Consider the following 24,303-nt stretch of genomic DNA (forward strand, 5'->3'; position numbering starts at 1 on the left):
GACTATATAAATTTTTCTAAAATAAAGTACAAATATACGACAGGAACACAGATTATGAAACTATCCAGCCTATCTAATACACCACCATGCCCCGGAATGATGTTTCCACTGTCTTTTACGCCGAAATTTCTTTTCAGCTGACTCTCCACCAGATCTCCCAGTGGGGCAAAGGCAGCAACAAGAAATCCAACAACCATCCAGTTTCCTCTCAGTTCCGGCTGATAATGCTCGATAAAGTAAGATAAAACCAGTGTCAGCACTACTCCACCTGCATATCCTTCCCATGTCTTTTTAGGGGAAATTTTAGGGGCCATTTTATGTTTTCCAAAGAATTTCCCTACCAGATAAGCAAAGGTATCGCTACTCCATATTAAAATAAACAGGAAAAGAACTTCCAGAGAGAAGTTATCGTTATAGCTGGAGAACTTTGGTAATCCTAATGCAAAACTGAACGGGAGCGCTACGTAAATGACTGTAAAAATAAGTTTACCACTGTCAAAGTATAATTCGTTGGGAAATTTAAATAAAGTAACCACAGCGATCCCTATCAATGCAAGAGCAAGGATTTCACTCAGTCTGAAATCAAAAAAGAAATCGTGGTGGAAATATCTTTTGGAAAAAATATAAAATATAAAAATGACCAACGGAAAAACGACCCATTTCTCATATCCTTTCCCGAATTTCATGATTTTGATACATTCCCAGGTTCCTACAACCAGCAAAAGGCTCATTAATCCATGATATAGGTACTGCTGTTGAATAAGGCCGGGAACGATACTGTTGATGAGCTGTGCTCCCAACGGAGTGGTACAAAGAATGATAACGGCTACATACACCAGGCCTGAAATGGTTCTTTGAATAAGGTTTTTGTCCAAAATTTACAATTTAGAAGTGGCTGCTTAATCTTCAAGCAGTAATAAAAACAATTTGGTATTGGAATTCGAAGAACTATCCATTTTTGACTGGCTTCCGCTGATGGAAGTAAGATTCTTGATATTTCCGTTCCTTTTTATTTTCCCCATGGCATCATTCAGGTTGTTTACAATCTGTGAAACATTGGCAATAATGATAATTCTATCCGGCAGCCTTGAAGAATGATAATGGAGAATATTATTATGAGAAAGCATAATTCTTCCGTCATAAGCGATCAGGTATTCACAGGTAATGAATGCTGCATCATTAGACGGTTGCAATTCTGACGTATAGGGAGACTTCACAACATTCAAAAAGTTCTGAAGTTCTTTGTCCCAACAGAAAAGGTTTCTTATACCTTCTATTTTAATAATTTGATTTAAAGTTTGTAGAGCCTCCGCTTCATCTGCACAATAATTAAAAAATCCTCCCGAATGCGTAAATAATTGCGCAAACTTATAGTCGAGATCCGCATTTTTGAGCGAATCCCCAAGCTTCTCCAGACTCTGTTTTTCCTCTTCCTCAGGCTGGTTGGTAAGTTTGCTTACAATCCTCTTGAATAAATTCAACTTAATCTATTTTTAGTCAACTTTATACAAAAATAGAAAATTAATTACAATAGATTCCAAAAATGTCTCTTTAAATATGAAAAAACCTGACAATTTTACAGTTGTCAGGTTTTATTTATCCTATTTAAGAGGTTTTTTAAAGTTGCGTAGGGCTTTCAGGCGCCTGTATTTCGCTTTCCTCTTCTTTTTCTTTAATCTGAGGAGTTTCCAACATTTCCTGTTGTTCTTTTTCAGGAATGGTATTGGTAACCGGTTTCTCTGTCAATTCAGGATCCCATGCTCTCTTTCCGAAAATTTCTTCTAAGTCTTCACGGAAGATCACCTCTTTTTCTAAAAGCTTATTGGCCAATGCATCAAGCTTATCTTTATTTTCTGCAAGAATTCTTACAGCTCTTTCATATTGATTTTCGATGATGGCTTTAATCTCAGCATCAATTTTTGTGGCTGTTTCTTCAGAATAAGGTTTTCCAAAAGAATATTCAGACTGACCTGAGCTGTCGTAGTAAGAAATATTACCGATATTCGGGCTTAATCCGTAGATCGTCACCATGGCCTGAGCTCTCTTCGTTACTGTTTCCAAGTCAGAAAGTGCTCCTGTTGAAATATTGTTGAAAATCACCTGCTCTGCTGCTCTCCCTCCCAGTGTTGCGCACATTTCATCCAACATCTGCTCAGTCGTCGTAAGCTGTCTTTCTTCCGGAAGATACCATGCCGCCCCTAATGAACGTCCTCTTGGAACGATCGTCACTTTTAGAAGTGGTGAAGCATGTTCTACCAACCATGAAATTGTTGCATGACCCGCTTCGTGGTAAGCCACTCTTCTTTTTTCAGAAGGTTTGATTGCTTTATTTTTCTTTTCAAGACCACCGATGATTCTGTCTACGGCATCAAGGAAATCCTGTTTTGTTACTGAAGTATGGTTATTTCTTGCCGCAATAAGAGCTGCTTCGTTACATACGTTCGCAATATCGGCCCCACTGAATCCAGGTGTCTGCTTTGCAAGGAATTCCCTGTCTACATTATCATCCAGCTTGATTTTCTTTAAATGAACGTCAAAGATCTGTCTTCTTTCATGTAATTCCGGAAGGTCCACATAGATAGAACGGTCAAAACGTCCTGCTCTCATTAAAGCTTTATCAAGGATATCTGCTCTGTTGGTCGCTGCCATTACGATCACATTCGTATCTGTTCCGAAACCATCCATTTCAGTAAGAAGCTGGTTCAGGGTGTTTTCTCTTTCGTCGTTTCCGCCGGAGAAGTTGTTTTTTCCTCTTGCACGTCCGATGGCATCAATCTCGTCAATGAAGATAATTGCAGGAGATTTTGCTTTTGCCTGGGCAAAAAGATCTCTTACTCTTGAAGCTCCTACTCCCACAAACATTTCTACAAAATCAGAACCTGAAAGTGAGAAAAACGGAACTTTAGCTTCACCGGCAACAGCTTTTGCCAATAAGGTCTTACCGGTTCCCGGAGGCCCCACCAAAAGGACTCCCTTAGGAATTTTACCTCCCAATTTGGTATATTTTTCAGAATTTTTCAAGAAATCAACAACTTCCTGTACTTCTTCTTTAGCACCTTCCAGTCCTGCAACATCTTTAAATGTTACCTGAATCCTTTCTTTTTCGTCAAAAAGCTTGGCTTTCGATTTTCCGATAGAGAAGATTTGTCCGCCAGGACCTCCGCCACCTCCCATCTTTCTGAAAAGAAGGAAGTAGAATAATCCTAAAATAGCAATCCAGATCAATGCAGAAACCAGGATATCCATGAAAGGATTTTTACCTGCTCCGTAATCTTTTGTTGTGGTAATCGCCGGATTGGTTGCTTTAATTTGTTCAAATTTTTGAAGGAAAAGCTGAAGGTCTCCATATTTTACAGAAAAATCTGCTTTTGGAGCCATTTCGAATGCAGAAAGAGGGTTGTTTTGGTTGGCATTTTTATTTACCATTGCCGTCTTTGCTGCTTTTGTAAGGAAAACGTCAGCTTTCTCTGTGTCTTTGTATATAATTATATTCTGGACTTTCCCCGCCTGCATTTCTCTAAAGAAACCATCTTCATCAATAGATTTTGCACTATCACCTCCTAAAAAATTGGAGCCAAAAAATAGCAAAAGAGCTATGATTGCAATAGGAAAGAACCAGTTGAATCCTTTATTATTCATTTATACTTTTTAAAATTTATATTAATTTTCAATTTTGGTAATGACTGCGTCACCCCAAAGCTCTTCTATATCATAGTACTCACGTACGTCTTTCTGGAATATATGAACCACTACTGAAACGTAATCTACCAGGACCCACATCGCGTTTTCGGTACCTTCTACGTGCCATGGTCTGTCTTTAAGATCGTTTCTTACTTTTTTCTCTACACTTCCAGCTAATGCGGCCACCTGTGTATTTGAGTTTCCGCTACATATTACGAACGTCTCTGCTACAGAGTTTTCAATGTTTGAAAGATCGAAGATCATAATATCTTCTCCTTTTACATCTTGAAGAGCTTCAACGATTTTATCTATTAGTGCTTGTTTTTCTGCTGTTTTATTCATTAAAAAAATACTATAATCTGCAAATTTATTGTTTTTTCTTTACTTTAACCTTACTTTTACCCCCTTAATGTCTTAAAGTTTTCTTAAATGAGTCAACTATTCTACCTGAAAGAATGCTCTTCTACTAATGACGAAATATCAAAGTTTTTACTTTATGAAAATTCGAATTTTATAGGACTTCATACTTTTAGCCAAACAAAAGGCCGGGGTCAGTATGGAAATGTATGGATTCCGACTGCCGGAAAAAACCTGGCATATACGCTGGCAGTGAATACTCACAACATTCTGTGCTCCGACTTTATATTCAATTATTATACCGCAAATATGATCAGGGATTTCCTTGCCAATTTGGCTGATTCTGACGTAAAAATTAAGTGGCCGAATGATATTATCCTTAAAGGTAAAAAAATCGTTGGAATTCTGATTGAAAAGAAAAGAATTAATCAAAATAATTATTTCATTATCGGGGCAGGAATCAATATTCTTCAGGAAAAATTTGATGAAATAACGAATGCAGGATCACTGCTGACCCAAACGGGTAAAGAATTTAACCTGGAAGACTTTAGTTTACATCTTCATGAATTTTTGTGTGAAAAACTTAGAAATATACCTTCTGAAAAGGAAATTCTTGATAACTTCAACAAAAATTTGTTCCGTAGGGACGAAATATCGGTCTTTGAAATTGAAAAAGAGCGACAAAATGGCATCATCCGTTATGCCGATGAAAAGGGTGAACTCTGGATCGAACTGGAAAATGACGGATTACGCTCTTTTTATCACAAGGAAGTAAAGCTACTTTACTGATTAGCTCTTTTAAGGTAAAGATACAGGGTAAGCGGCAGGAATACCAGATTCGGAAGCCACATGGCTAAAGCAGGCGGCAAACTCTTATTTTCTGACACGACTTTTAAGGCCTCAAAGGAGAAAACAAAAAGAAACGCCAGTGAAATTCCTATTGCAAGGTTAATCCCCAGTCCTCCTCTCTTCTTTTGAGATGAAAGCGAAAGGGCAAGGAACGTTAAAATAATGATGGAAACAGGCATTGAAGTTCTTTGATGAAGCTCGTTCAGATAAGAATTGAGGTTACTGTTTCCTCTCGCCTTCTCTCTTTCAATAAACTTCAGAAGTTCAGGTGTGGTTTTATTCTGCCCGAGAAGTTCGTTAGGAAATAGTTCTTCCGGAGAATGGCTATAATTTTTCCTCAGCTCTACACCATTGCTTAATTTTTCAGAATTATCTTTATTGATCGTCTTTTCATAGTAATTATTTAAGACGAACTGTTTTTTTGTATTGTCCCAATATACTTCACTTGCTTTAAGCTCGTATACCATTTTTCTGTCTTTATCAAACTTCTGATACACGAAGCTGGAGCCTCTTCTTTCTCTTTTGTTCCATGAATCGACAAATATGTATTCTGTCTTACTGAGCTGTGAAGAAGCGGGTGCGGTTCCGAGAATTCTCTCTTTATTAGCGGCATTATAGGTATAGGCTTCTAATTCATTTTTTTTAATATTCGCCCAGGGAAGAATCATGTGATATACCAAAAGTGACATCACCGCAATTAAAATCGAAGTATACAGATAAGGTTTTGAGAACCTGTGGAAACTTGCCCCACTACTGATAATCGCCACGATTTCGGTATTATTGGCCATCCTGGAGGTAAAGTAAATTACAGTGATAAATACCAGAATAGAGAGAAAAGTGACTACAAGATTAATAATCCAGTAAGGATAAAAATGAATCAGGAAGTACGTAAGGTCAAGCTTGGGATCGATTGCTTTTGCATTTTCTATTCTAGGAATTTTCTGCTGAACATCGATAACCAGTACTACAATAGACAAGAGCACCAGCATGAAACTGAAAGTTCCAAGGTATTTTTTGATGATATATTTGTCTACAATTTTGATCATAATTTTCTTATAGTCTTTGTCTCAGAACAGGAACCACGGAGTTTTTCCACTCGTAGAAATCTCCTGCAATAATGTGTTCTCTTGCTACTTTCACCAAATCCAGATAAAATGCAAGGTTATGGATAGAAGCAATCTGTTTTGCCAGATATTCTTTGGATACAAACAGGTGACGAAGATACGCTTTTGAATATTCACGATCTACAAAGCTGGTTCCAAATTCATCTAAAGGCGAAAAGTCCTGCTTCCACTTTTCATTTTTGAGGTTCATTACGCCTTGCCATGTGAAAAGCATTGCATTTCTCGCATTTCTTGTAGGCATCACACAATCCATCATATCAATTCCCAACCCTATAGATTCCAGAATATTCCATGGTGTTCCCACGCCCATCAGGTATCTTGGTTTTTCTTTAGGAAGAATATCTGTCACTTCATCGGTGATTCTGTACATTTCTTCTTCAGGCTCACCAACAGATAAGCCTCCGATAGCATTACCTTCAGCACCTGCCTCGGAAATCACTTCTGCGGAAATTTTTCTTAAATCTGAGTAGGTTGACCCCTGAACAATCGGGAAAAGTCTTTGCTTATGGCCATACAGTTCAGGATTGTCATTCGTCCATTCAATACATCTCTTCAACCAACGGTGTGTCAGCTCCATAGATGATTTTGCCTGGTTATATTCACAAGGATACGGTGTACATTCGTCAAAAGCCATGAAGATATCTGCTCCGATCTGTCTTTGGATCTCCATTGATCTTTCCGGAGAAAACATATGATAGCTTCCGTCAATATGGGATTTGAATCTCGCTCCTTCTTCTGTCATTTTTCTGTTGCTCGCTAGCGAGAACACCTGAAAGCCTCCTGAATCGGTAAGAATGGGAAGATCCCAATTCATGAATTTATGTAATCCACCTGCTGCCTGCATGGTTTCCATACCGGGACGAAGGTAAAGGTGGTAGGTGTTACCCAGGATAATCTGGGCTTTTATGTCTTCTTTTAATTCTCTCTGATGAACTGTTTTCACGCTTGCTACAGTTCCCACAGGCATAAAAATAGGAGTCTGAATTTTCCCGTGATCTGTGGTGATTTCCCCTGCTCTAGCTTTTCCTTCAGAGGTTTTTTCTATATTAAAAAATTTCATTTGTACTACTTTTTCTTTGCTGCTTCCAGTGATTATCTTTTGCTCCGGGAAAACCCGTTTCCCAATTTACCTCACTAAAGGCGTCATATTTCCGTTTTGCTTCAATTTGTCCTTTATATATTTATCTGCTTTCGGATCTTTTTTCATCAGGATCTCCTGGGCATCATTGGTGATGCCTTCCATTTTTTCTTTAATGATATAATATTTAAAGCTTTGAACAAAATCATCCGGTTTTATATGGTGAGTGTTCAGAACAAATCTTGTTCCTGCTTCCATATTCCTGTCCTGATACATAAAAGTAGCCTGCTCATTGAGCATAAGATCTGCAATCACTTCAGCCATCACTTTTTCATCGATAAGGTTTTTAGGCTTATCGATAAAATCATTGCATGAAAACAGGCCCAGCAAAACAAAAACAAGAATCAGCTTTCTCATCAGTTTATCTCATTATTTTTAAAGGTCTTAGAACTTTACATCTATTTCTCTTGCTTAGAAGAACAAATTATGCTCCATTTTATAACCTGTTGATGATGGACTTCCACTTTAAGTTTAAGACACCAAAAACAGCTTCATGGATAATTCCTCCATTCATCTTACTTTCTCCCAGAATTCTGTTGGTAAATATAATAGGAACCTCTACAATTCTGAAACTTTTTTTATACGCTCTGAATTTCATTTCTATCTGAAATCCATATCCTTTTAATTTCACATTATCCAAGCCAATTTCTTCAAGGACTTTTCTTGAGAAGCACACGAAACCGGCTGTGGTATCATGAATCGGAAGCCCCAGAACAAATCTCACATATTTTGATGCAAAATAAGAAAGTAAAACCCTCCCCATCGGCCAGTTGACCACATTCACTCCCTTTGAGTAGCGGGATCCGATAGCCATATCTGCGTTCAGGCAGGCTTCGAAAAGCTTGGGCAGGTCATTGGGGTTATGTGAAAAATCTGCATCCATTTCGAAAATATAATCATATTTATTCTCGATGGCCCATTTAAAGCCATGGATGTACGCTTTTCCCAAACCATCTTTTACATGTCTTATCGACAAGTGCAAATAGTGCGGATACCTTTTCTGTAATTCCTTTACGATCTCTGCAGTTCCATCCGGAGAAGAGTCATCCACTACCAAGATATGAAAGTCATCTTCCAATGCAAAAACCGCGGAAATAATATTTTCAATATTTTCCTTTTCGTTATAGGTTGGGATAATGACGAGTTTTTTCATTTCAGTTTGCAAAGATAGTTTATTTAACCTTTTTATTTTATACAAAATAATCTATAATTTTGCAAAAATATTTTCGAAAGATAATGCCATTGAAACAGAGACTTTTATTCAACAGTTTCTGGGGTAGGCAAAATCCGGAGAATAATATATTTTGCCATCCAATCATTGATTAAGCATAATAAAACCTATGCCATATCCATGTTATAAAGCGTAAGACCAAAAACATTAAAAAATTAAATTTTGCTGTCGTCACAAAACTTTGTTAATCATGTAAGAATACCTGAAAATAATGATTGGGTAATTTTTATACTCGTAGGGTGTATATTTTTGTATGTTTTTATGATGAACATTATAGAAAGAGATGCCACCCTTAAAGATTTCCTGCTTCAAAAATATTTTGATGCGAGCAACAACCTGCCGAGCTGGATCATCACTTCATGTGTGACGACCCTGACTTTATCGGTTTTAATTTCCCAATATATTCCTATAGTTCCGAAATATATTGCAGATCTTCAGCTTTTCGGGTACCAGTTAAATAAATTTGGGTATACTTTATTGGCCGTACTGTTTTTTTATCTTATAAAATCGACATTAGGGTTTTTATTTTATCAAAGTATAGGAGATGGAAAAAAATGGACAATATTTTATTTCACCTCCACAAAATTTTACTTTATTCTGTCATTTTTGTTAATAATTCTGTGTGTAACCCACTATTACTTCCCCATAGACAGAAATAAAATGTTTTTGTATTACATCTTCTTCTTTTCTTTTGTATTCGTTTTCAAGGTCTTTTTCTATTTATTTCACAAGAACAAGATTCTTCCGGAGAAATGGTATTATAAATTTTTGTATATTTGCACCCTCCAAATCGCACCATTATTACTGCTTTGGAAGTTGTTATTTTTTTAATAAAAGTCAATGATGAGAATAAAGTCCATATTGGTTTCTCAACCAGCGCCTAGTGAGTCTTCTCCATATTTGGATATAGCGAAGAAGGAAAAAATAAAGATTGATTTCCGTCCATTTATCCACGTTGAAGGAGTTGACAACAAAGAACTTAGAACACAAAAAATTGATTTAACGCAATATACCGGTATAATTTTTACCAGTAAAAATGCGATTGACCATTACTTCAGACTTGCAGAAGAACTGCGTTTTGCAGTGCCGGATACGATGAGATACATCTGCCAGTCGGAAGCAATTGCCAACTATCTTCAAAAGCATATTGTGTACAGAAAAAGAAAGATCAGCTTCGGCGAGAAAAATTTCTCTGATCTGCTTCCTTTGTTCAAAAAATTCCCAACTGAGAAGTATCTGTTGCCATCTTCAGATGTTTTAAGTCCGGATATTGTAAAAACCCTGGATTCTGCTAACGTGGAGTGGACAAGAGCCATCATGTACCGAACGGTATGTAGTGACCTTACAGATATCAACATTAAAGATTATGACATGTTGATCTTCTTCAGCCCACAAGGAATCAAGTCTTTGCAGCAGAATTTCCCAGATTTCAAGCAGGATGAAACAAAAATAGGGGTTTTTGGAAACACCACTTTAGCAGCAGCAGAAGAAGCTGGACTAAAGGTAGATTTAATGGCTCCTACGAAGGAAACTCCTTCTATGACCATGGCTCTGGAAAAATATATTAAAGCTCTTCATAAATAGTTTTAATACAAGAATAAACATCACCATCTTTTCATACAGGAAAGATGGTTTTTTTATTAAAAAAAAGACACACTCATTGGTTATACATTGAAAAACAAAATATTACAACAATATTTTTTTCACTTAATGGGGATTTTTATATATTTGTTGAAAACCTACCCTATGAAAAAATTATTATTTTGTTTATTTTTATTCACAATTGTATTTGTAAATGCGCAAAATGACAATTGTACAGAAGCAACCTCCTTAAGTGTTGGAACAGATTTCGCATCAGGAGCAATCACAGCAGACAATACCGGAGCAACCACTGACGGCTCTCTCCCTTCATGCAATTCCTATGCTATTGAAAATGTTTGGTTTACAGTAACGGTACCACAAAGTGGAAATCTGAAGATAGAAACTCAGCAAGCTCCAGGTTCTGATTTTGACGACACTGTGTTGAGCGTTTATAGTGGTACCTGTGGATCTTTAACAGAAATCGATTGTAATGATGATAATAGCCAGGATGCCTTCTCGTCTATTTTACTGACCGGACAAACTCCGGGAACAACCTTATACGTCAGCGTCTGGAAATATAGCTCTGATATAAGTAGTGGAGAATTTCAAATTTCAGCCTATGACCCAATTTTACCAGTCAATGATGATTGCTCGGAGGCAATCCCTATCAATGTTGGTACTGATTTCGCATCGGGAGCAATTACAAAAGGCAATACAAACGCAACTACTGACGGCTCTCTCCCTTCATGCAATTCCTATGCTATTGAAAATGTTTGGTTTACACTAACGGTACCACAAAGTGGAAATCTGAAGATAGAAACTCAACAAGCTCCAGGTTCTGATTTTGACGACACTGTGTTGAGCGTTTATAGTGGTGCCTGTGGATCTTTAACAGAAATCGATTGTAATGATGACAATATCCAGGATGCCTTCTCATCTATTTTACTGACCGGGCAAACTCCGGGAACAACCTTATACGTCAGCGTCTGGAAATATAACTCTGATATAAGTAGTGGAGAATTTCAAATTTCAGCCTATGATGACACTCCGCTATCCATTCATGAAGTAGCCGACAACAAAAAGGAAATTACCGCATCTCCGAACCCTTTTACTGATCAGCTTACCATCTCTGACATATCCGGTGTACAATCAATTTCGATTATAGATACTTCAGGAAAATTGATCAAAACAATTGAAAAGCCGACCTCTTCAATAGAGCTGAAAGATTTAAAAGAAGGGTTATATTTCATTACTTTAAAAATGAAATATGGTAGTATCAAAACAATAAAAACCATAAAAAAATAAGCTTATTCTCCAATATTAGTGAAAAGGCTATCAAAAATTTGATAGCCTTTCTTATATTTGAACAAGAATTAACATTGAAATAAAACCTCCGTATTTACTAAAGGTAGAATACAAAGACGGAACAAATTAAAATATTCGGATGAAAGCTCCACAGGCAAAAAAAATAGAGAAAATATTAGAAATACACGGCGACAGAAGGACAGATAACTACTTCTGGCTCAACGAAAGGGAAAATCCCGATGTCATCAAATATCTTGAGGAAGAAAATGCGTATGAAGAATTCATCATGAAGGATACTGAAGAGCTTCAGGAAGAGCTTTTCGAAGAAATGAAAGCCCGCTACAAAAAAGATGATGAATCGCTACCCTATTTCTTTAACGGATACTGGTATATTGTACGCTATGAAGAAGGTAAAGAATATCCTATATTCTGCAGAAAACAAGGCAGCCTCGACAATGAAGAAGAAATCGTTCTGAATGTCAATATCTTAGCAGAAGGGGAAAGTTTCTTTGAAGTAGGAAGTGTAGCAGTAAGCCCTGATAACGAAATGGCTTCTTTTTCTGCCGATAACGTAGGAAGAAGAATTTATACATTAAACTTCAAAAATTTAAAGACCGGAGAGATTCTTCCGGACATCATTCCCAACACTACAGGAAAGGCAGTTTGGGCCAATGACAATAAGCATGTCTTTTACATCAGAAAAGATAAAAGCCTCCGTGCATTTCAGGTTTACAGACATGAGCTGGGAACGGATTCTTCGGAAGACGTCCTTATTTTTCATGAGAAGGATGAAACTTTTGATGTCAACGTTTTTAAAACAAAATCATTACAATATATCTTTATTGCAAGCTCCAGTACAATTTCTGATGAGCATCGTTTTATTCCTTCTGACAATGTTTTTGCAGACTGGACCATAATTCAGCCAAGAATAGATGATCTTGAATATTCTGTAGAACATTATGAAGATGAGTTCTATATCATCACCAATGCTGACGATGCCATCAACTTTAAGATTGTAAAAACGAAGATCGACAACTGTGGTATGGAAAACTGGGTAGATGTGATCCCTCACCGTGTTGAAGTCTTGCTGGAAGGTTTTGAAATTTTTAAAGATTATCTGGTACTGGAAGAAAGAGAAAGAGGTCTTTTACAGATCAAAATTATAGATGAGAAAACACAGGAATCTCATTATCTGCCTTTCTCAGATCCAACCTACACAACGTATATCGGTATTAATCTTGAATTTGACACAGAAGTTTTACGCTACGGATATACTTCATTAACTCAACCAAGCTCTACTTACGAGTATAATATGAAGGATAAAACCACGAAACTTCTGAAACAACAGGAAGTGCTGGGGGGAAAATTTTTTCCTGAAAATTATATTTCCGAAAGGATATGGGCAGATTCCAGGGATGGAAAAACAAAAATTCCCGTTTCACTTGTGTATCACAAAGACACAAAAAAATCAGCAGACACTCCTCTTCTTCTGTACGGATATGGAAGCTACGGACACACTGTAGACGCAAGTTTTTCCAACGTAAGATTGTCTATTCTGGACAGAGGATTTATGTATGCAATTGCTCACATCCGGGGAGGAGAATACCTGGGGAGAGAATGGTATGAGGACGGAAAAATGCTGTTTAAGAAAAATACGTTCTTCGATTTTATTGATGCCGGGAAATATCTGATTAAAGAAAATTATACTTCTTCCAGACATATGTATGCGATGGGTGGCAGTGCAGGAGGTCTTTTGGTTGGCGCTGTAGTCAACTATGAACCACAATTATTCAACGGAATTGTTGCGCAGGTACCTTTTGTAGATGTTGTTACCACGATGCTGGATGACACTATTCCTTTGACAACGGGAGAATATGATGAATGGGGAAATCCAAATGATGAGGAATATTATCGTTATATGAAAGACTATTCTCCATATGATAATGTAGAGGCAAAAGATTATCCTCACATGCTGATCACTACAGGATTCCATGATTCGCAGGTACAATACTGGGAACCTGCAAAATGGACTGCCAAGCTAAGGGAAGTAAAGACCGATCAGAATATTCTGGTCTTTAAAACAGACATGAGTTCCGGGCACGGAGGGGCAAGCGGAAGATTTGAATCTCTGAAGGAAGATGCGCTGGAATATGCATTTTTGCTGAAGATAAATGGTAACGGATAAGAGATAAGAGATGATCAACGAAGCAGAATACTGGAAAAAAATAGAACAATTCTTTGAAGATAATTTTCAAACTGAGAAGAATCCTCCTATTGAAACGCTGCTGTTTCTGATAGGACTTCAGGAACTAGGAAGCGGACAACAAAAATATACCAAAGAGGATAAGGTCAACCTGATTCATATAGCGGTATGCAGATTGCTGGAGCCGTTTGGATATTATAAATTCACTCATTATGAAGATGGGTGGCCACAGTTTGACAAACTGGAAGACCTTCCTGAATTAAGGCCCAATGAGCAAAGTTTGCTGATGAAAAAGGCTATTATTCAGTATTTCCAGGAGGAAGAATTACTATAAAAATAAAAGCTTGGAAAATATCCAAGCTTTTTTATGTGGTAAAGAGTTTATGATTCTTTATTTCAGAATCTCCTCAAGTTGGTTCAGTCCCATAGTAAAGCCTTCCTGAAAGCCCATATCAAACATTTTTTTCATGACTTCCTGAGACTGGTAGTGGATATTTATGGTAACCTTTGTGCCTTCTTCAACACCAGTAAAACCTATCAGCCACTTTGATGATGGAAAATCTTCATTGACATTCCCGTCTTCATCGCAGAATGCACTCATCCAGTCAAAGCTTCTGTGTTCTATAATCTCGCCATATTTTGATTGTGAATAGGATTTTTCACCATTGGGGCCTACCATGGCATATAACCAAATTCCATCTTTTTCAAAATTCTGCCTTATCGTCTCACATCTCCAGGGTTGAGGACCCCACCACTGATCCAATAATTGAGATTGGGTAAAATAGTTCCATACTTTTGAAACATCAGCGTTATAAATTTTCATTACATAAGCACTATTTGCCTCAAAATCTTTGTTGAAAGTGATATTAGATTCCATAAGTAATTATTTTTAATAAAGGTAATGCTTTATTTACTGACGGCACTTTTCATAGGACAAGTAAACGAAATGATCATCACTTATTTTGCCGGTATATTCACTTCTTTTCAAGCCATTTCATCCAATCATTGGCAACCACAGTCCAGTTATCCACCTCATGATCCGCAACGCCGTTTTTCACCGGAAAAAAATTATGATCACAATCAAAATAAGATGTAAAGGAGTAGTTTGCTTTATGATTCTGAATAGCCAGCACCTGAAGATAATCGTTAAAAATACCATTTTGATCTTTTGTGCCATAGGTAACCAAAACCGGAATTTTAATTTTTAATAATGTAGGGGTAAAATTTTGAGAAAGCGTGTAATGATAAAAACTGGTATTTTCTTTATCCGTCTCTTTTTTATCTTTATTTGCTACAATTTTTTTCCAAAAATCAAGACTTTCACCGGTCCAGTTCTCTTTTTCTTCAGCACTCTGACGATTTTCGTTAATAATACTCATCATCCTTCCCAAAGGATTTCCCCCGGAATAAATAAGATGTGTAATTTTATTGTTGTGTGAGGCCATTTCCAATGCAACATAAGAACCTTCAGAATGTCCCGCTGCTACTACTTCTTTCGGATCTGCCCAGGTTTGTTTTAACAATTTTTTTAACAGGGCGTTGTTTCGTTGGTAATAGTATTCCAGGTTATTATTTGAAATATATTCTGCAGGAGGAAGGCCTTCTTTCGGATAGCTTAGATCTTCCTGTAGGTTTTTCAGATTTTCTTTAATAGGAATTCCCGGCTTGCTGACAACGACCAAATGATATTTTTTGACAATAATATCCAGGTCAAAAGGAAGAAACGTAGGAAATGTTCCTTTTTTTGTGACATATTCTAAAGGTCTGGCAAGGCTTCCCTGACAGAAAAAGAATACAGGTTTTTTTACATTTTCTTCTCCTTTCACAGAGCATACAATATAATTGACAATTGTATTTTTATAGATGTCTTTATACTCCTTTATTTCTGTATTCTGGGTCCAGGCAATGGTATAGATTACAAGGGCCAATAGAGAAAACCTAAATTTCATTCTTACTTATTTACTTCAAAATTACCTAAAAAAGTAGCCGTTATATCTAAATAATTATTTTCAAAGGTAGAGCCGTCGTGAATACAATTGTCCGTAGGTGCAATATAATACTCAAAAGGCCTTTGTCTGATTTTAAGCACAGGATAATCCGGGAAGTATTTAAAAAAACAATCCGAAATATTTTCAACATTTAAAGTATTACTATCCATCACCTGACTTAGCATCTCTTTAATCTGAAGCAATGTCAGATTAATTACAAACAAATACCGGTCCTCGTTTCCTATATTGATACACATTCTGTTTCGTGAGGCATGGGCAGATTCAATATTGAAAACCGTACTGTGATCAATGTGAAGCCCTATGTACTCAAAATCATCCATATTAAGGTTAATACTGGTAACATAACGCCCGCTGGGTATCACTGAAAGCCTGTGAAATTCCAGCGTATCGGTATTGGGGCAAAGATCTTCTACAAAAGAATTCAGTTTCTCATTAAACAACTCAAGGATCTCAGAGTTTTCTTTCAGTCTCTCAAAAACGACTTCTCTTTCGTGTAAAGAATGGATGTCAAAATTTTTAATAAGATCTGTCAGATTTTCAGGCAATTTACCAATCGATAAATAATCTGAATGGTGATACTGATCAGAAATAATAAGGTCCTTTTCATGCTCATCCAGTTTTCTCCAGTCGGATTTAGGTATAAAGGCATTATCTCTGAAAGGAAAATCCAATTCGGCAAATTCCATTGCTGAGTGGTGTACTGAACCTCCGTTGATTTCAATGCTTTCTATATCTATATTGGGTAATACATTAATTCCTTTAAGCAGTTTCATAAAACAAATCTTTTTTGATGTATGTTATTAAGTCAGTAAGAACCTCACAATATATTGAAGGATTATTGAAGTCATTACTGTTTTTATTATATCGGTGAACCAAAAATCCTCCGCCACAAACTTCTTTTATCTCACATTTCTGACAATCATGGGGCAAATCGGTCGTGTGAGCAAAGTAATATTTTTTGAAAAGCTCAATATGATGCAATTCGTCGATATCATGACCAGCTACATTGATGTTTCCTCTTGTTGCCCCGCTGAATGAAGTCCTTAAAGCATCTATAACTTCAATATCGCCATTGGTCTCAATAACAGCAACTCCATTTTCACAGTTTCCGATCAGATGATTCCCAAAATTTTCATATCCTGAAATCAACTGAATGATAAGTTCAAAAAAAGGTATTGATAATCTGTTCGTATCTTCTTTCCAGGTTTCATACAGACTGATGAGCCATGATGATGTTTCAGGAATAAATTTGTCCAACGGCAGATAAAAAGCTGGAATATTCGAATAATTGATATTCGGCAGCAAAATATTAAGCTGATGATGATTCACCTTTTTCATATGATAATAAAAATCAAAAGGATCAACATCGGGATTGGCCACAGAAATTATCCCTTTCACGACATCAAAATCCTGTATTGACTTCAGATTTCTTATAATATCGTCATACGACCCTTTTCCATTATGCTTTTTCCTGAACAGGTCATTAATTTTTCTTTCACCATCAAGGCTTATCCCAACATTCACAGAATATTTTTTCAAAATTTCCGCCCACTTTTTATCCAGCAGCACTCCATTGGTCTGCATAAGAAAAGTAATTTCAAGATCTTGATTGATTGCCTTGATGGTTTCAATACAATCCACAAAATATTCCTTATTGGTCAACAACGGCTCTCCGCCATGGAAAGAAATAAAAACGTGAGGAATCGAATATTTCCCTGTATAACTCCGTAGTTTTGTAGAAAAATTGAGAAGATTTTCTTTGCTTATAAATTTAGGTTGATTCTTATAGGTCAGATCTCCCATATTGTACATATGGCAATAAGAACAGTTTAAATTGCAGTGGCTTGCAATTTTCAAGATAAATGATTCTATTTTCATGTTTTAAAAACATTGGCTGTTCCTTACTACTAACGAACAGCCAATTTATTTACAGATAAGATATTAATTACCCCTCTAATTCCTCACCAGGACGTTTTACATAAATAGAATCTGCATACTTTGAACCTACCTCGCTACATCTTCCAGCTGCAGTTCCTCCCATTACGAAAGATAACAGGTCTTTTTTTAATGCTTTTTTCTCAACGGTGTTTAATTGCTTTTTTTCTGTTCTTGTTTTCATAAACAATAAAAATTTAAAATGTTAATAAATTATTTAGTTTTCATCTCAAAGCAGAGATGAGTTATTAGTTTTAATTATAAGTGCCAAATTTATAAATATAATTCATACTTCAAAGTTTTTTTTTATTATGTTAACCAGCAAGGCAAGCTATTTTGGCGGAAAAATTAAATTCAGGTTACACGATGGGAATAAAAAAGAAATCCCTTTATTTAAAACGGATTTGTAGCTTACAATGGTAATAATTCATAAATAAATGTTAAAAAACACTCTTTTAAGAAAAAAAATACAATTTTTTGGCTCGTTTTTTGTTTACGTAGTCTTAAAACAATTAATTTTAACATTCATTTTTCCAAAACATATATAATTACATAATGAATAACAAATTCATCCCAATAATTTCGGTGTTTATGACAATCTCGCTGATTGTCTTCGTTACGCTCCAATTTTATTGGCTGAAAGGCTATTATGGTGCTCTGGAACAGGACTTTTCAAACAAAGTCTACTCGGTACTGGAAAGTACTTCGAAAAGTATAGAGGAGATTGAAGCCGATAAATATTTGAATCAGGATTATAAAAATTTCAGGAATAATATTGTTGCCAACAGCAAAGAGCCATCTCTGACAACCATTCAACAGGTAGAAGATTCCGGGACACAAAGGCAGATTATTTATTCAAAAAATATCATTTCCAAAACCCAGCTTCCTATTTCTCAAAAGGGAGATTCTGTAAAACTGACCACTTTATATACTGACGAAGCCGCCTATAAAATAAAAAAAGACACGACCAACCGTGAGCTTTTAACAGCAGATATCAACCAGGATATTGAAACGGGCGATTACTCTATGAAAGAGTTTGTAAAGGTATACGGGAATAATCTTCCCATTACCAAAAGAGTGGATCCTACCGTACTGGATTCTGTGATTACCAAGGAATTAAAGATCAGGGGAATTACGGCAAAATTCGGATATGGAGTTCTCGATAAGAACAGCAAGCTGACCAGCATCGTGAACAAAGCATACAAAGAGAAAAAAGATAATAGCACCTACAGTTATCCCCTTTTTACAGATAAAAAGAACACCTTATACAGTCTGGCCCTGGTGTTCCCTAAGAAAGAATATTCTCTCGCAATGAATAACTGGCCGATGCTGTTAGGAACTTTTCTTTCTCTGCTTACGATTCTTGGAATTTATATTATTTCCATCAATTATATGATGAAACAGAAAAAACTGGCGGAAGTAAAGACAGATTTCATCAATAATATGTCTCATGAATTCAAAACACCGCTTGCAACAATTTCAGTGGCAACAGATTCTTTAGCCAATGACAAAATTGCAACCAATCCTGATAAAGTAAAATATTACTCGGAGCTCATTAAACAGGAAAATTTAAGGATGAAAAAACAGGTAGAAAATGTCCTTAATATGTCTAAACTGGAAAGAAATGAGGTTGAATTATTTTTAAAGGAAACCAATGTAAGAGAGCTCATTAAAAAGACTACCGAATCTTTCAATCTGATTGTACAACAGAGAAACGGTTCACTTACCCAACAATTTAATGCGACCCAGTACAATTTTAAAATAGATGAGTTTCACATCTCCAATATGCTGGTTAACCTATTGGATAATGCGAACAAATATTCGCCTGAAGCACCGGAAATTCATATTGAAACAAGAAATGAAGGCCATTGGTATGTGATAGAAATTTCTGACAAAGGAATGGGAATGGAAACCCAGAATAAAACCAAAATTTTCGAAAAATTCTTCAGGGAAGAGACCGGAAATATCCATAACGTAAAAGGGCAAGGTTTAGGCCTTTCTTATGTTAAAAAAATTGTAGAGCTGCATAAAGGACAGATTATCGTAGATTCCCATAAAGGTAAGGGAAGTACATTTATCATAAAACTGCCCATGAGCTAAACGTGATATAAAAAATAAAAAAAGACTGGACATCTAATAAACCAAATAACAATATATAAGAAGATAGAGTGAAGAAGTTCATTCTTAATTATTAATTTAATTATTAAAATTATGAGCAACAGAATATTATTAGTAGAGGACGATCAGAGTTTCGGGGCGGTACTTAAAGATTATTTAACGATCAATAATTTTGAAGTTACCCTTGCAACGGATGGAGAACAAGGATTGAAAGAATTTACGGAAAATGAATTCGACATCTGTATATTCGACGTCATGATGCCTAAAAAAGACGGATTCTCATTAGCTGAGGACGTAAAAAAGATTGATAAAAATACTCCTATCATATTCCTTACTGCCAGAAATATGAGAGAAGATATCTTGAAAGGATATCAGTTGGGAGCTGATGATTACATTACAAAGCCTTTTGATACTGAACTTCTTTTATATAAGATCAAAGCTATTCTACAAAGAAGCTCTACCCTGGAAAATGAAGAACAGGAACAATTCAAAATCAGCAATATTTTCTTCGACTCTATGCTGAGACAGCTTAAAGTGGGTGATAAAGAATACAAACTTTCTCCGAAAGAAAATGAGCTGTTAAAGCTTCTATGTATCCACAGAAACGATTTCATGCCCAGAGATCTTGCGTTAAGAAAGATCTGGAAGAAAGAAAACTACTTTACAGCGAGAAGTATGGACGTATATATCGCTAAACTTCGTAAGCTATTGAAAGATGATGAAGGATTGGAAATCATCAACGTTCACGGAGAAGGATTCAGACTTTTGGTAAAAAATTAAGCCCAAAACCGGATTATAAATATAAAATTAGCAAAACATTTGAAAATGTTTTGCTAATTTTGTTTTATACCCATGAATAAATGAAGAATACATTTTTAGGCCTGGCAGCCCTATCCTTGTTCGCAACGTCTTGCAGGAAAGATGAAAAAGCTACTTATATTAAAGAAGAAGCCAGTGTTCAGCAATCTGTTGTAACCACAAATACAACTTCAAAAACAGCTTTGATGGATCAGGCCGGAATTCAATCAAATCCTAATCCTGCTCCCGTAGCAACAGCTGCAGGAATGAATCCTGCGCATGGACAGCCGGGTCACCGTTGTGACATTCCTGTAGGACAGCCTTTAAATAGTCAACCCACTAACTCTGCGACACAAAATATAACAGTTGGCAGTAATAACACTGTTCAGATTGATCCTAATGCAGTTTCACCGGGCAAAATAGCAATTGACAACAACGCTAAACAAGTAAAAACAGCCCCGGGCATGAACCCTCCTCACGGACAGCCAGGACATCGTTGTGATATCCCGGTAGGACAACCATTGAACAGCAAACCTGCACCCGCCTCTCAGCCCGTTCAGAATACAGCACAGGTAGCACCTCCACCGTCTCCCGCACAACAGAATCTTGCCATGGGAGAAAAACCTAAAGTAAATCCGGCCCATGGTGAACCTTGGCACAGTTGCTCTATAAAAGTTGGTGATCCTTTACCATAAATTTCGTAATTTTGCAGACATGAAGCTGTTTCACCTATTGACGATAGTTTTTTGCTTAGGAATTTTCTTGATTCCTAAAGACAGCTTCTATGCAGAATCTATGCAGAAAACCTGTTGCAAGGAAGAAACCCAAAAGAGTGATTGCTGTAAAAACCACTCTTCAAAAGAACATAAAGGAGACAGAAAAGAATCTTCCTGTAATGATGACTGCTGCTCATCCTGTATAGCCTGTTTCACCTTTATAGAAACTCCTTTTTCAAAAAATTTACGTCTGGAACTGTCTTATTACAAAGCCAATAAGAACCCGCAGTTTCAATACTCAGATCCTTATTTATCAGATCGTTTAAAAGAAATCTGGCAGCCGCCGAAGATAGGATAATTACATACAGTCTGTTCATTATATAACGTAATGAACCCTTTTTTAATTAATCTAAACTTTTAAACAAAATGAAATTATATATTTCCAGGTTACTACTTGGTACATTATTCTTATTTACTCAATTAATAGCTGCACAAAATCTTACAAAAAACCAGTTCAAAGTAAAAGGGAACTGCGAGATGTGCAAGACAAGAATTGAGACTGCCGCAAAAAAAGCAGGAGCAAAAAAAGCGGACTATTCTATTGATCTTCAGACTTTAACATTTGAAACCGACAAAGCTTCTGCCGAAGACATTCTAAAAAAGGTTGCCGAAGCAGGACACGATAACGAGAAGTTCAAAGCATCCAATGAAACGTATGAAGGGCTTCCGGGGTGTTGTCATTACGAAAGAAACCTGCAGCCGGCATCTTCACAGACAGAAGCTCATGAACATCATAAAAAAAATGAAAATGAGTTTTTCGTAAAAGGAAACTGCGCTTCTTGTAAGGCCAGAATTGAGAAGGCTGCAAAAGAAGCAGGAGCAGATCATGCAGAATGGAGTGCTGAAAAACAGACTGTCGTCCTGCAATTCGATTCTTCAAAAACGTCTCCTGACAGAATTTTAAAATCCATCGCTGATGCCGGTCACGACAATGAAAAGTACAAAACGACCGATGCCACTTATAAAAACCTTCCGGGATGTTGTCTATACGACAGGGACGTTCCTTTCGAAGAGGCCAACCCGAATGTACATGATGATGAAGCAACAAAACATGAAGATCACGAAATGCCTTCTCATCATGATTCTCAGAGTACAACTGAAAAAAAAATTGAAGGTGTCGTAGTGACAGGATCCAAAGCAGCAACCTCCGTAAGTAAAAAAGAAGCAGGACTGGTTTTCAATATTGATAAAAAAGAATTATTAAAAGCTGCGTGTTGTAATTTATCTGAAAGTTTTGAGACCAATGCAACAGTGGATGTTTCTTTCAGTAATGCGGTTACAGGAACAAAGCAGTTGAAAATGCTGGGATTAGATCAAAAATACACAAGTCTCACGAAAGAACAGCTGCCCGAAATCCGGGGTCTTGCTTCTGCGTACGGATTGAATTTCATTCCTGGAAGATGGATTGAAAGTATCCAATTAACAAAAGGAGGAAGTACAGTAACCAACGGTTACGAAAGCATTACAGGACAGATCAATACTGAGCTTCTGAAAAATGCTAAATCACCGGAAACTTCCCTCAATCTTTTTTCTGATTTTAACGGAAGAGCTGAAGCCAACATTACCCACGTATCCCCGATTAATGACAAATGGTCACAAACCTTTCTGCTACACGGAAACGGTACCTTTGGGAATACGGATATGAATCATGATGGTTTTCTTGACAGACCGAAGGGAACACAAATTAACGCAGCTTACCTTTTAAACTACAATGATCTTGAGAAATCGGGATTCGGATCTCATTTTGGAATTAATTTCATCAGAGACGAAAGAACTGCAGGACAAATTGGTTTTGATAAAAAGCTGGCGCAGGATAAGCAGCCTGCATATGGGGTAGGAATTGATATATCGAGATTTCAGGTCTGGAATAAAACAGGGTATGTTTTCAAAGGAAAACCTTACCAGAGTATTGGCTGGATGAACCAGTACGTATACCACCAGCAGGACAGCTTTTTCGGATTGCGAAATTATGCAGGACAGCAACATACCTATTATTCAAATTTAATTTTTGAAAGTATTATCGGAAATACCAATCACAAATATAAAGCCGGTGCAAGCTTTTTATATGATGGCTATAAAGAGACTTATGTAACGGATGATCTTCGAAGAAACGAGATTGTTCCCGGTATTTTTGCAGAATATACACTTACAGGGTTAAAATATACCTTAGTGGCAGGCACAAGGGTAGATTTTCACAATTTGGCAGGAACCCAGTTTACCCCAAGACTTAATTTCAAATACGACTTTACGCCGCAAACGATCTTAAGGCTTTCTGCCGGCAGAGGATTCAGAACAGCGAATGTTTTTGCCGAGAGCCAACAGTATTTTGCGTCCAACAGAACGATTAATATTCTGCCTAACGGAGGAAATATTTATGGTTTAAAACCAGAAATCGCCTGGAATTATGGAGCCAGTTTACAACAGGAATTCAAGCTTTTTGGAAGGAAATCAACAATTATTGCAGATTTCTTCAGAACAGACTTCCAGGACCAGGTATTGGTGGATCTGGACCGTTCTCCCCAACAGTTGACTTTCTATAATCTTGAAGGAAAATCATTTGCCAACTCATTCCAGACGCAATGGGATTTTACTCCGTTTAAAAACTTTGATGTAAGATTGGCGTATAAATATTATGATGTACAGGCAGATTATCTAGGAGGAAGAAGAGAGGTTCCTTTCATGGCAAAACACAGAGGTTTTGTAAATCTGGCCTATGCAACCAATAAAAATGATAAAGGCGGATTCTGGAGTTTTGATACCACTTTGAATTGGGTAGGAAAACAAAGGTTACCTGATACCGCAAGCAATCCTGCCGAATTCCAGCTACCTGCCTATTCTGATTCTTACGCAGTACTGAATGCTCAGATTTCCAGAAATTTCAATAAAAAGATCAGGGCTTATGTAGGTGGTGAAAACCTTACTTCCTATTATCAAAAAAATGCGATTGTAGATTTTAGAAATCCTTTTGGAAATTATTTTGATGGCGGAATGGTATATGCCCCGATTATGAAAGCTAATTTTTATGTCGGACTGGACGTGACATTCTAAATTTATCTAATAGAAAATTATAAAAACAGCATTGAAGAAATGCTGTTTTTTTTGTTTTAGTAGGCAAGCATATTCTTTTTGAGTGAATTTCGGGATTTATTTATCTCAACAAAGCTTTTAAATTAATAAAAAACAGCTATTGCCAATTAA

The 24,303-nt window shown here is 36.6% G+C and carries 24 protein-coding genes; 11 read left to right on the forward strand and 13 right to left on the reverse strand.

Annotation, left to right across the window (positions count from 1 at the left end; genetic code table 11):
• Window positions 1-2 precede the first annotated feature (2 nt).
• The 4 genes from M030_RS0101370 to rsfS all read right to left on the reverse strand — a co-directional run bounded on the left by M030_RS0101370 (window position 3) and on the right by rsfS (window position 4,023).
• Window positions 3-875, reverse strand: coding sequence for a phosphatidate cytidylyltransferase (locus M030_RS0101370; protein ID WP_027371891.1), 873 nt, complete (start codon window positions 873-875; stop codon window positions 3-5).
• A gap of 24 nt (window positions 876-899) precedes the next feature.
• Window positions 900-1,481, reverse strand: a complete 582-nt coding sequence (locus M030_RS0101375) for an LUD domain-containing protein (RefSeq protein ID WP_027371892.1) — start codon at window positions 1,479-1,481, stop codon at window positions 900-902.
• A 136-nt stretch (window positions 1,482-1,617) separates the two neighbouring features.
• Window positions 1,618-3,639: an ATP-dependent zinc metalloprotease FtsH gene (gene ftsH / locus M030_RS0101380; RefSeq protein ID WP_027371893.1), complete on the reverse strand. Its 2,022-nt coding sequence runs from the start codon at window positions 3,637-3,639 to the stop codon at window positions 1,618-1,620.
• Between the two features lie 21 nt (window positions 3,640-3,660).
• Window positions 3,661-4,023: a ribosome silencing factor gene (rsfS, locus tag M030_RS0101385; protein ID WP_027371894.1), complete on the reverse strand. Its 363-nt coding sequence runs from the start codon at window positions 4,021-4,023 to the stop codon at window positions 3,661-3,663.
• Between the two features lie 87 nt (window positions 4,024-4,110).
• Here rsfS and M030_RS0101390 point away from each other — a divergent pair, with 87 nt between their 5' ends.
• Window positions 4,111-4,827, forward strand: coding sequence for a biotin--[acetyl-CoA-carboxylase] ligase (locus M030_RS0101390; RefSeq protein ID WP_027371895.1), 717 nt, complete (start codon window positions 4,111-4,113; stop codon window positions 4,825-4,827).
• On the opposite strand, the gene M030_RS0101395 is transcribed toward M030_RS0101390, so the two are convergent.
• From M030_RS0101395 to M030_RS0101410, 4 genes are all read right to left on the reverse strand, one after another.
• Window positions 4,821-5,930, reverse strand: a complete 1,110-nt coding sequence (locus tag M030_RS0101395) for an LptF/LptG family permease (protein ID WP_027371896.1) — start codon at window positions 5,928-5,930, stop codon at window positions 4,821-4,823. The genes M030_RS0101390 and M030_RS0101395 overlap by 7 nt on opposite strands.
• A gap of 10 nt (window positions 5,931-5,940) precedes the next feature.
• The gene (gene tgt / locus M030_RS0101400; protein ID WP_027371897.1) at window positions 5,941-7,071 is read right to left on the reverse strand and encodes a tRNA guanosine(34) transglycosylase Tgt; all 1,131 of its coding nucleotides are present in this window, start codon (window positions 7,069-7,071) and stop codon (window positions 5,941-5,943) included.
• Between the two features lie 66 nt (window positions 7,072-7,137).
• Entirely contained in the window at window positions 7,138-7,506 is a 369-nt protein-coding gene (locus tag M030_RS0101405; protein WP_027371898.1) for a DUF4296 domain-containing protein, read from the reverse strand.
• Between the two features lie 79 nt (window positions 7,507-7,585).
• Complete coding sequence (locus M030_RS0101410; protein ID WP_027371899.1) at window positions 7,586-8,302, reverse strand: polyprenol monophosphomannose synthase; 717 nt, start codon at window positions 8,300-8,302, stop codon at window positions 7,586-7,588.
• Window positions 8,303-8,542: 240 nt separating this feature from the next.
• On the opposite strand from M030_RS0101410, the gene M030_RS0101415 reads away from it, so the two are divergent.
• From M030_RS0101415 to M030_RS0101435, 5 genes are all read left to right on the forward strand, one after another.
• Window positions 8,543-9,211, forward strand: a complete 669-nt coding sequence (locus tag M030_RS0101415; RefSeq protein WP_051584838.1) for a DUF4271 domain-containing protein — start codon at window positions 8,543-8,545, stop codon at window positions 9,209-9,211.
• A 12-nt stretch (window positions 9,212-9,223) separates the two neighbouring features.
• Entirely contained in the window at window positions 9,224-9,964 is a 741-nt protein-coding gene (locus tag M030_RS0101420; protein WP_034721908.1) for a uroporphyrinogen-III synthase, read from the forward strand.
• Between the two features lie 162 nt (window positions 9,965-10,126).
• Window positions 10,127-11,266: a T9SS type A sorting domain-containing protein gene (locus M030_RS0101425; RefSeq protein ID WP_185097375.1), complete on the forward strand. Its 1,140-nt coding sequence runs from the start codon at window positions 10,127-10,129 to the stop codon at window positions 11,264-11,266.
• 139 nt (window positions 11,267-11,405) lie between these two features.
• A complete protein-coding gene (locus tag M030_RS0101430) occupies window positions 11,406-13,451 on the forward strand; it encodes a S9 family peptidase (protein ID WP_027371903.1) in 2,046 nt (681 codons plus the stop codon).
• Between the two features lie 10 nt (window positions 13,452-13,461).
• Window positions 13,462-13,803, forward strand: coding sequence for a hypothetical protein (locus M030_RS0101435; RefSeq protein WP_027371904.1), 342 nt, complete (start codon window positions 13,462-13,464; stop codon window positions 13,801-13,803).
• A 57-nt stretch (window positions 13,804-13,860) separates the two neighbouring features.
• Here M030_RS0101435 and M030_RS0101440 read toward each other — a convergent pair whose 3' ends face one another.
• From M030_RS0101440 to M030_RS25365, 5 genes are all read right to left on the reverse strand, one after another.
• Window positions 13,861-14,346, reverse strand: a complete 486-nt coding sequence (locus tag M030_RS0101440) for an SRPBCC domain-containing protein (RefSeq protein ID WP_027371905.1) — start codon at window positions 14,344-14,346, stop codon at window positions 13,861-13,863.
• A gap of 97 nt (window positions 14,347-14,443) precedes the next feature.
• Window positions 14,444-15,418: an alpha/beta hydrolase family protein gene (locus M030_RS0101445; RefSeq protein ID WP_027371906.1), complete on the reverse strand. Its 975-nt coding sequence runs from the start codon at window positions 15,416-15,418 to the stop codon at window positions 14,444-14,446.
• A 2-nt stretch (window positions 15,419-15,420) separates the two neighbouring features.
• Complete coding sequence (locus M030_RS24825; RefSeq protein ID WP_027371907.1) at window positions 15,421-16,251, reverse strand: hypothetical protein; 831 nt, start codon at window positions 16,249-16,251, stop codon at window positions 15,421-15,423.
• A complete protein-coding gene (locus M030_RS0101455) occupies window positions 16,238-17,356 on the reverse strand; it encodes a radical SAM protein (protein ID WP_081806282.1) in 1,119 nt (372 codons plus the stop codon). The genes M030_RS24825 and M030_RS0101455 overlap by 14 nt, the downstream gene beginning before the upstream one ends.
• 67 nt (window positions 17,357-17,423) lie before the next feature.
• Window positions 17,424-17,597 (reverse strand): hypothetical protein, encoded by a 174-nt coding sequence (locus M030_RS25365; protein WP_155857866.1) that lies wholly within the window; start codon window positions 17,595-17,597, stop codon window positions 17,424-17,426.
• 371 nt (window positions 17,598-17,968) lie between these two features.
• On the opposite strand from M030_RS25365, the gene M030_RS0101470 reads away from it, so the two are divergent.
• From M030_RS0101470 to M030_RS0101490, 5 genes are all read left to right on the forward strand, one after another.
• Window positions 17,969-19,513: a sensor histidine kinase gene (locus M030_RS0101470; RefSeq protein ID WP_027371909.1), complete on the forward strand. Its 1,545-nt coding sequence runs from the start codon at window positions 17,969-17,971 to the stop codon at window positions 19,511-19,513.
• A gap of 111 nt (window positions 19,514-19,624) precedes the next feature.
• Window positions 19,625-20,311 carry a response regulator transcription factor gene (locus M030_RS0101475; RefSeq protein ID WP_002982671.1) on the forward strand — a complete coding sequence of 229 codons (687 nt, stop codon included), beginning with the start codon at window positions 19,625-19,627 and terminating at the stop codon, window positions 20,309-20,311.
• Between the two features lie 80 nt (window positions 20,312-20,391).
• Window positions 20,392-21,024: a hypothetical protein gene (locus M030_RS0101480; RefSeq protein WP_027371910.1), complete on the forward strand. Its 633-nt coding sequence runs from the start codon at window positions 20,392-20,394 to the stop codon at window positions 21,022-21,024.
• A gap of 19 nt (window positions 21,025-21,043) precedes the next feature.
• Window positions 21,044-21,403 carry a hypothetical protein gene (locus M030_RS0101485; protein ID WP_051584840.1) on the forward strand — a complete coding sequence of 120 codons (360 nt, stop codon included), beginning with the start codon at window positions 21,044-21,046 and terminating at the stop codon, window positions 21,401-21,403.
• 68 nt (window positions 21,404-21,471) lie between these two features.
• Window positions 21,472-24,153, forward strand: a complete 2,682-nt coding sequence (locus M030_RS0101490) for a TonB-dependent receptor domain-containing protein (RefSeq protein ID WP_027371912.1) — start codon at window positions 21,472-21,474, stop codon at window positions 24,151-24,153.
• The last annotated feature ends 150 nt before the right edge of the window (window positions 24,154-24,303 follow it).

Origin of the sequence: Chryseobacterium sp. UNC8MFCol (genome assembly GCF_000482305.1) — a bacterium.
GTDB classification, from domain to species: domain Bacteria; phylum Bacteroidota; class Bacteroidia; order Flavobacteriales; family Weeksellaceae; genus Chryseobacterium; species Chryseobacterium indologenes.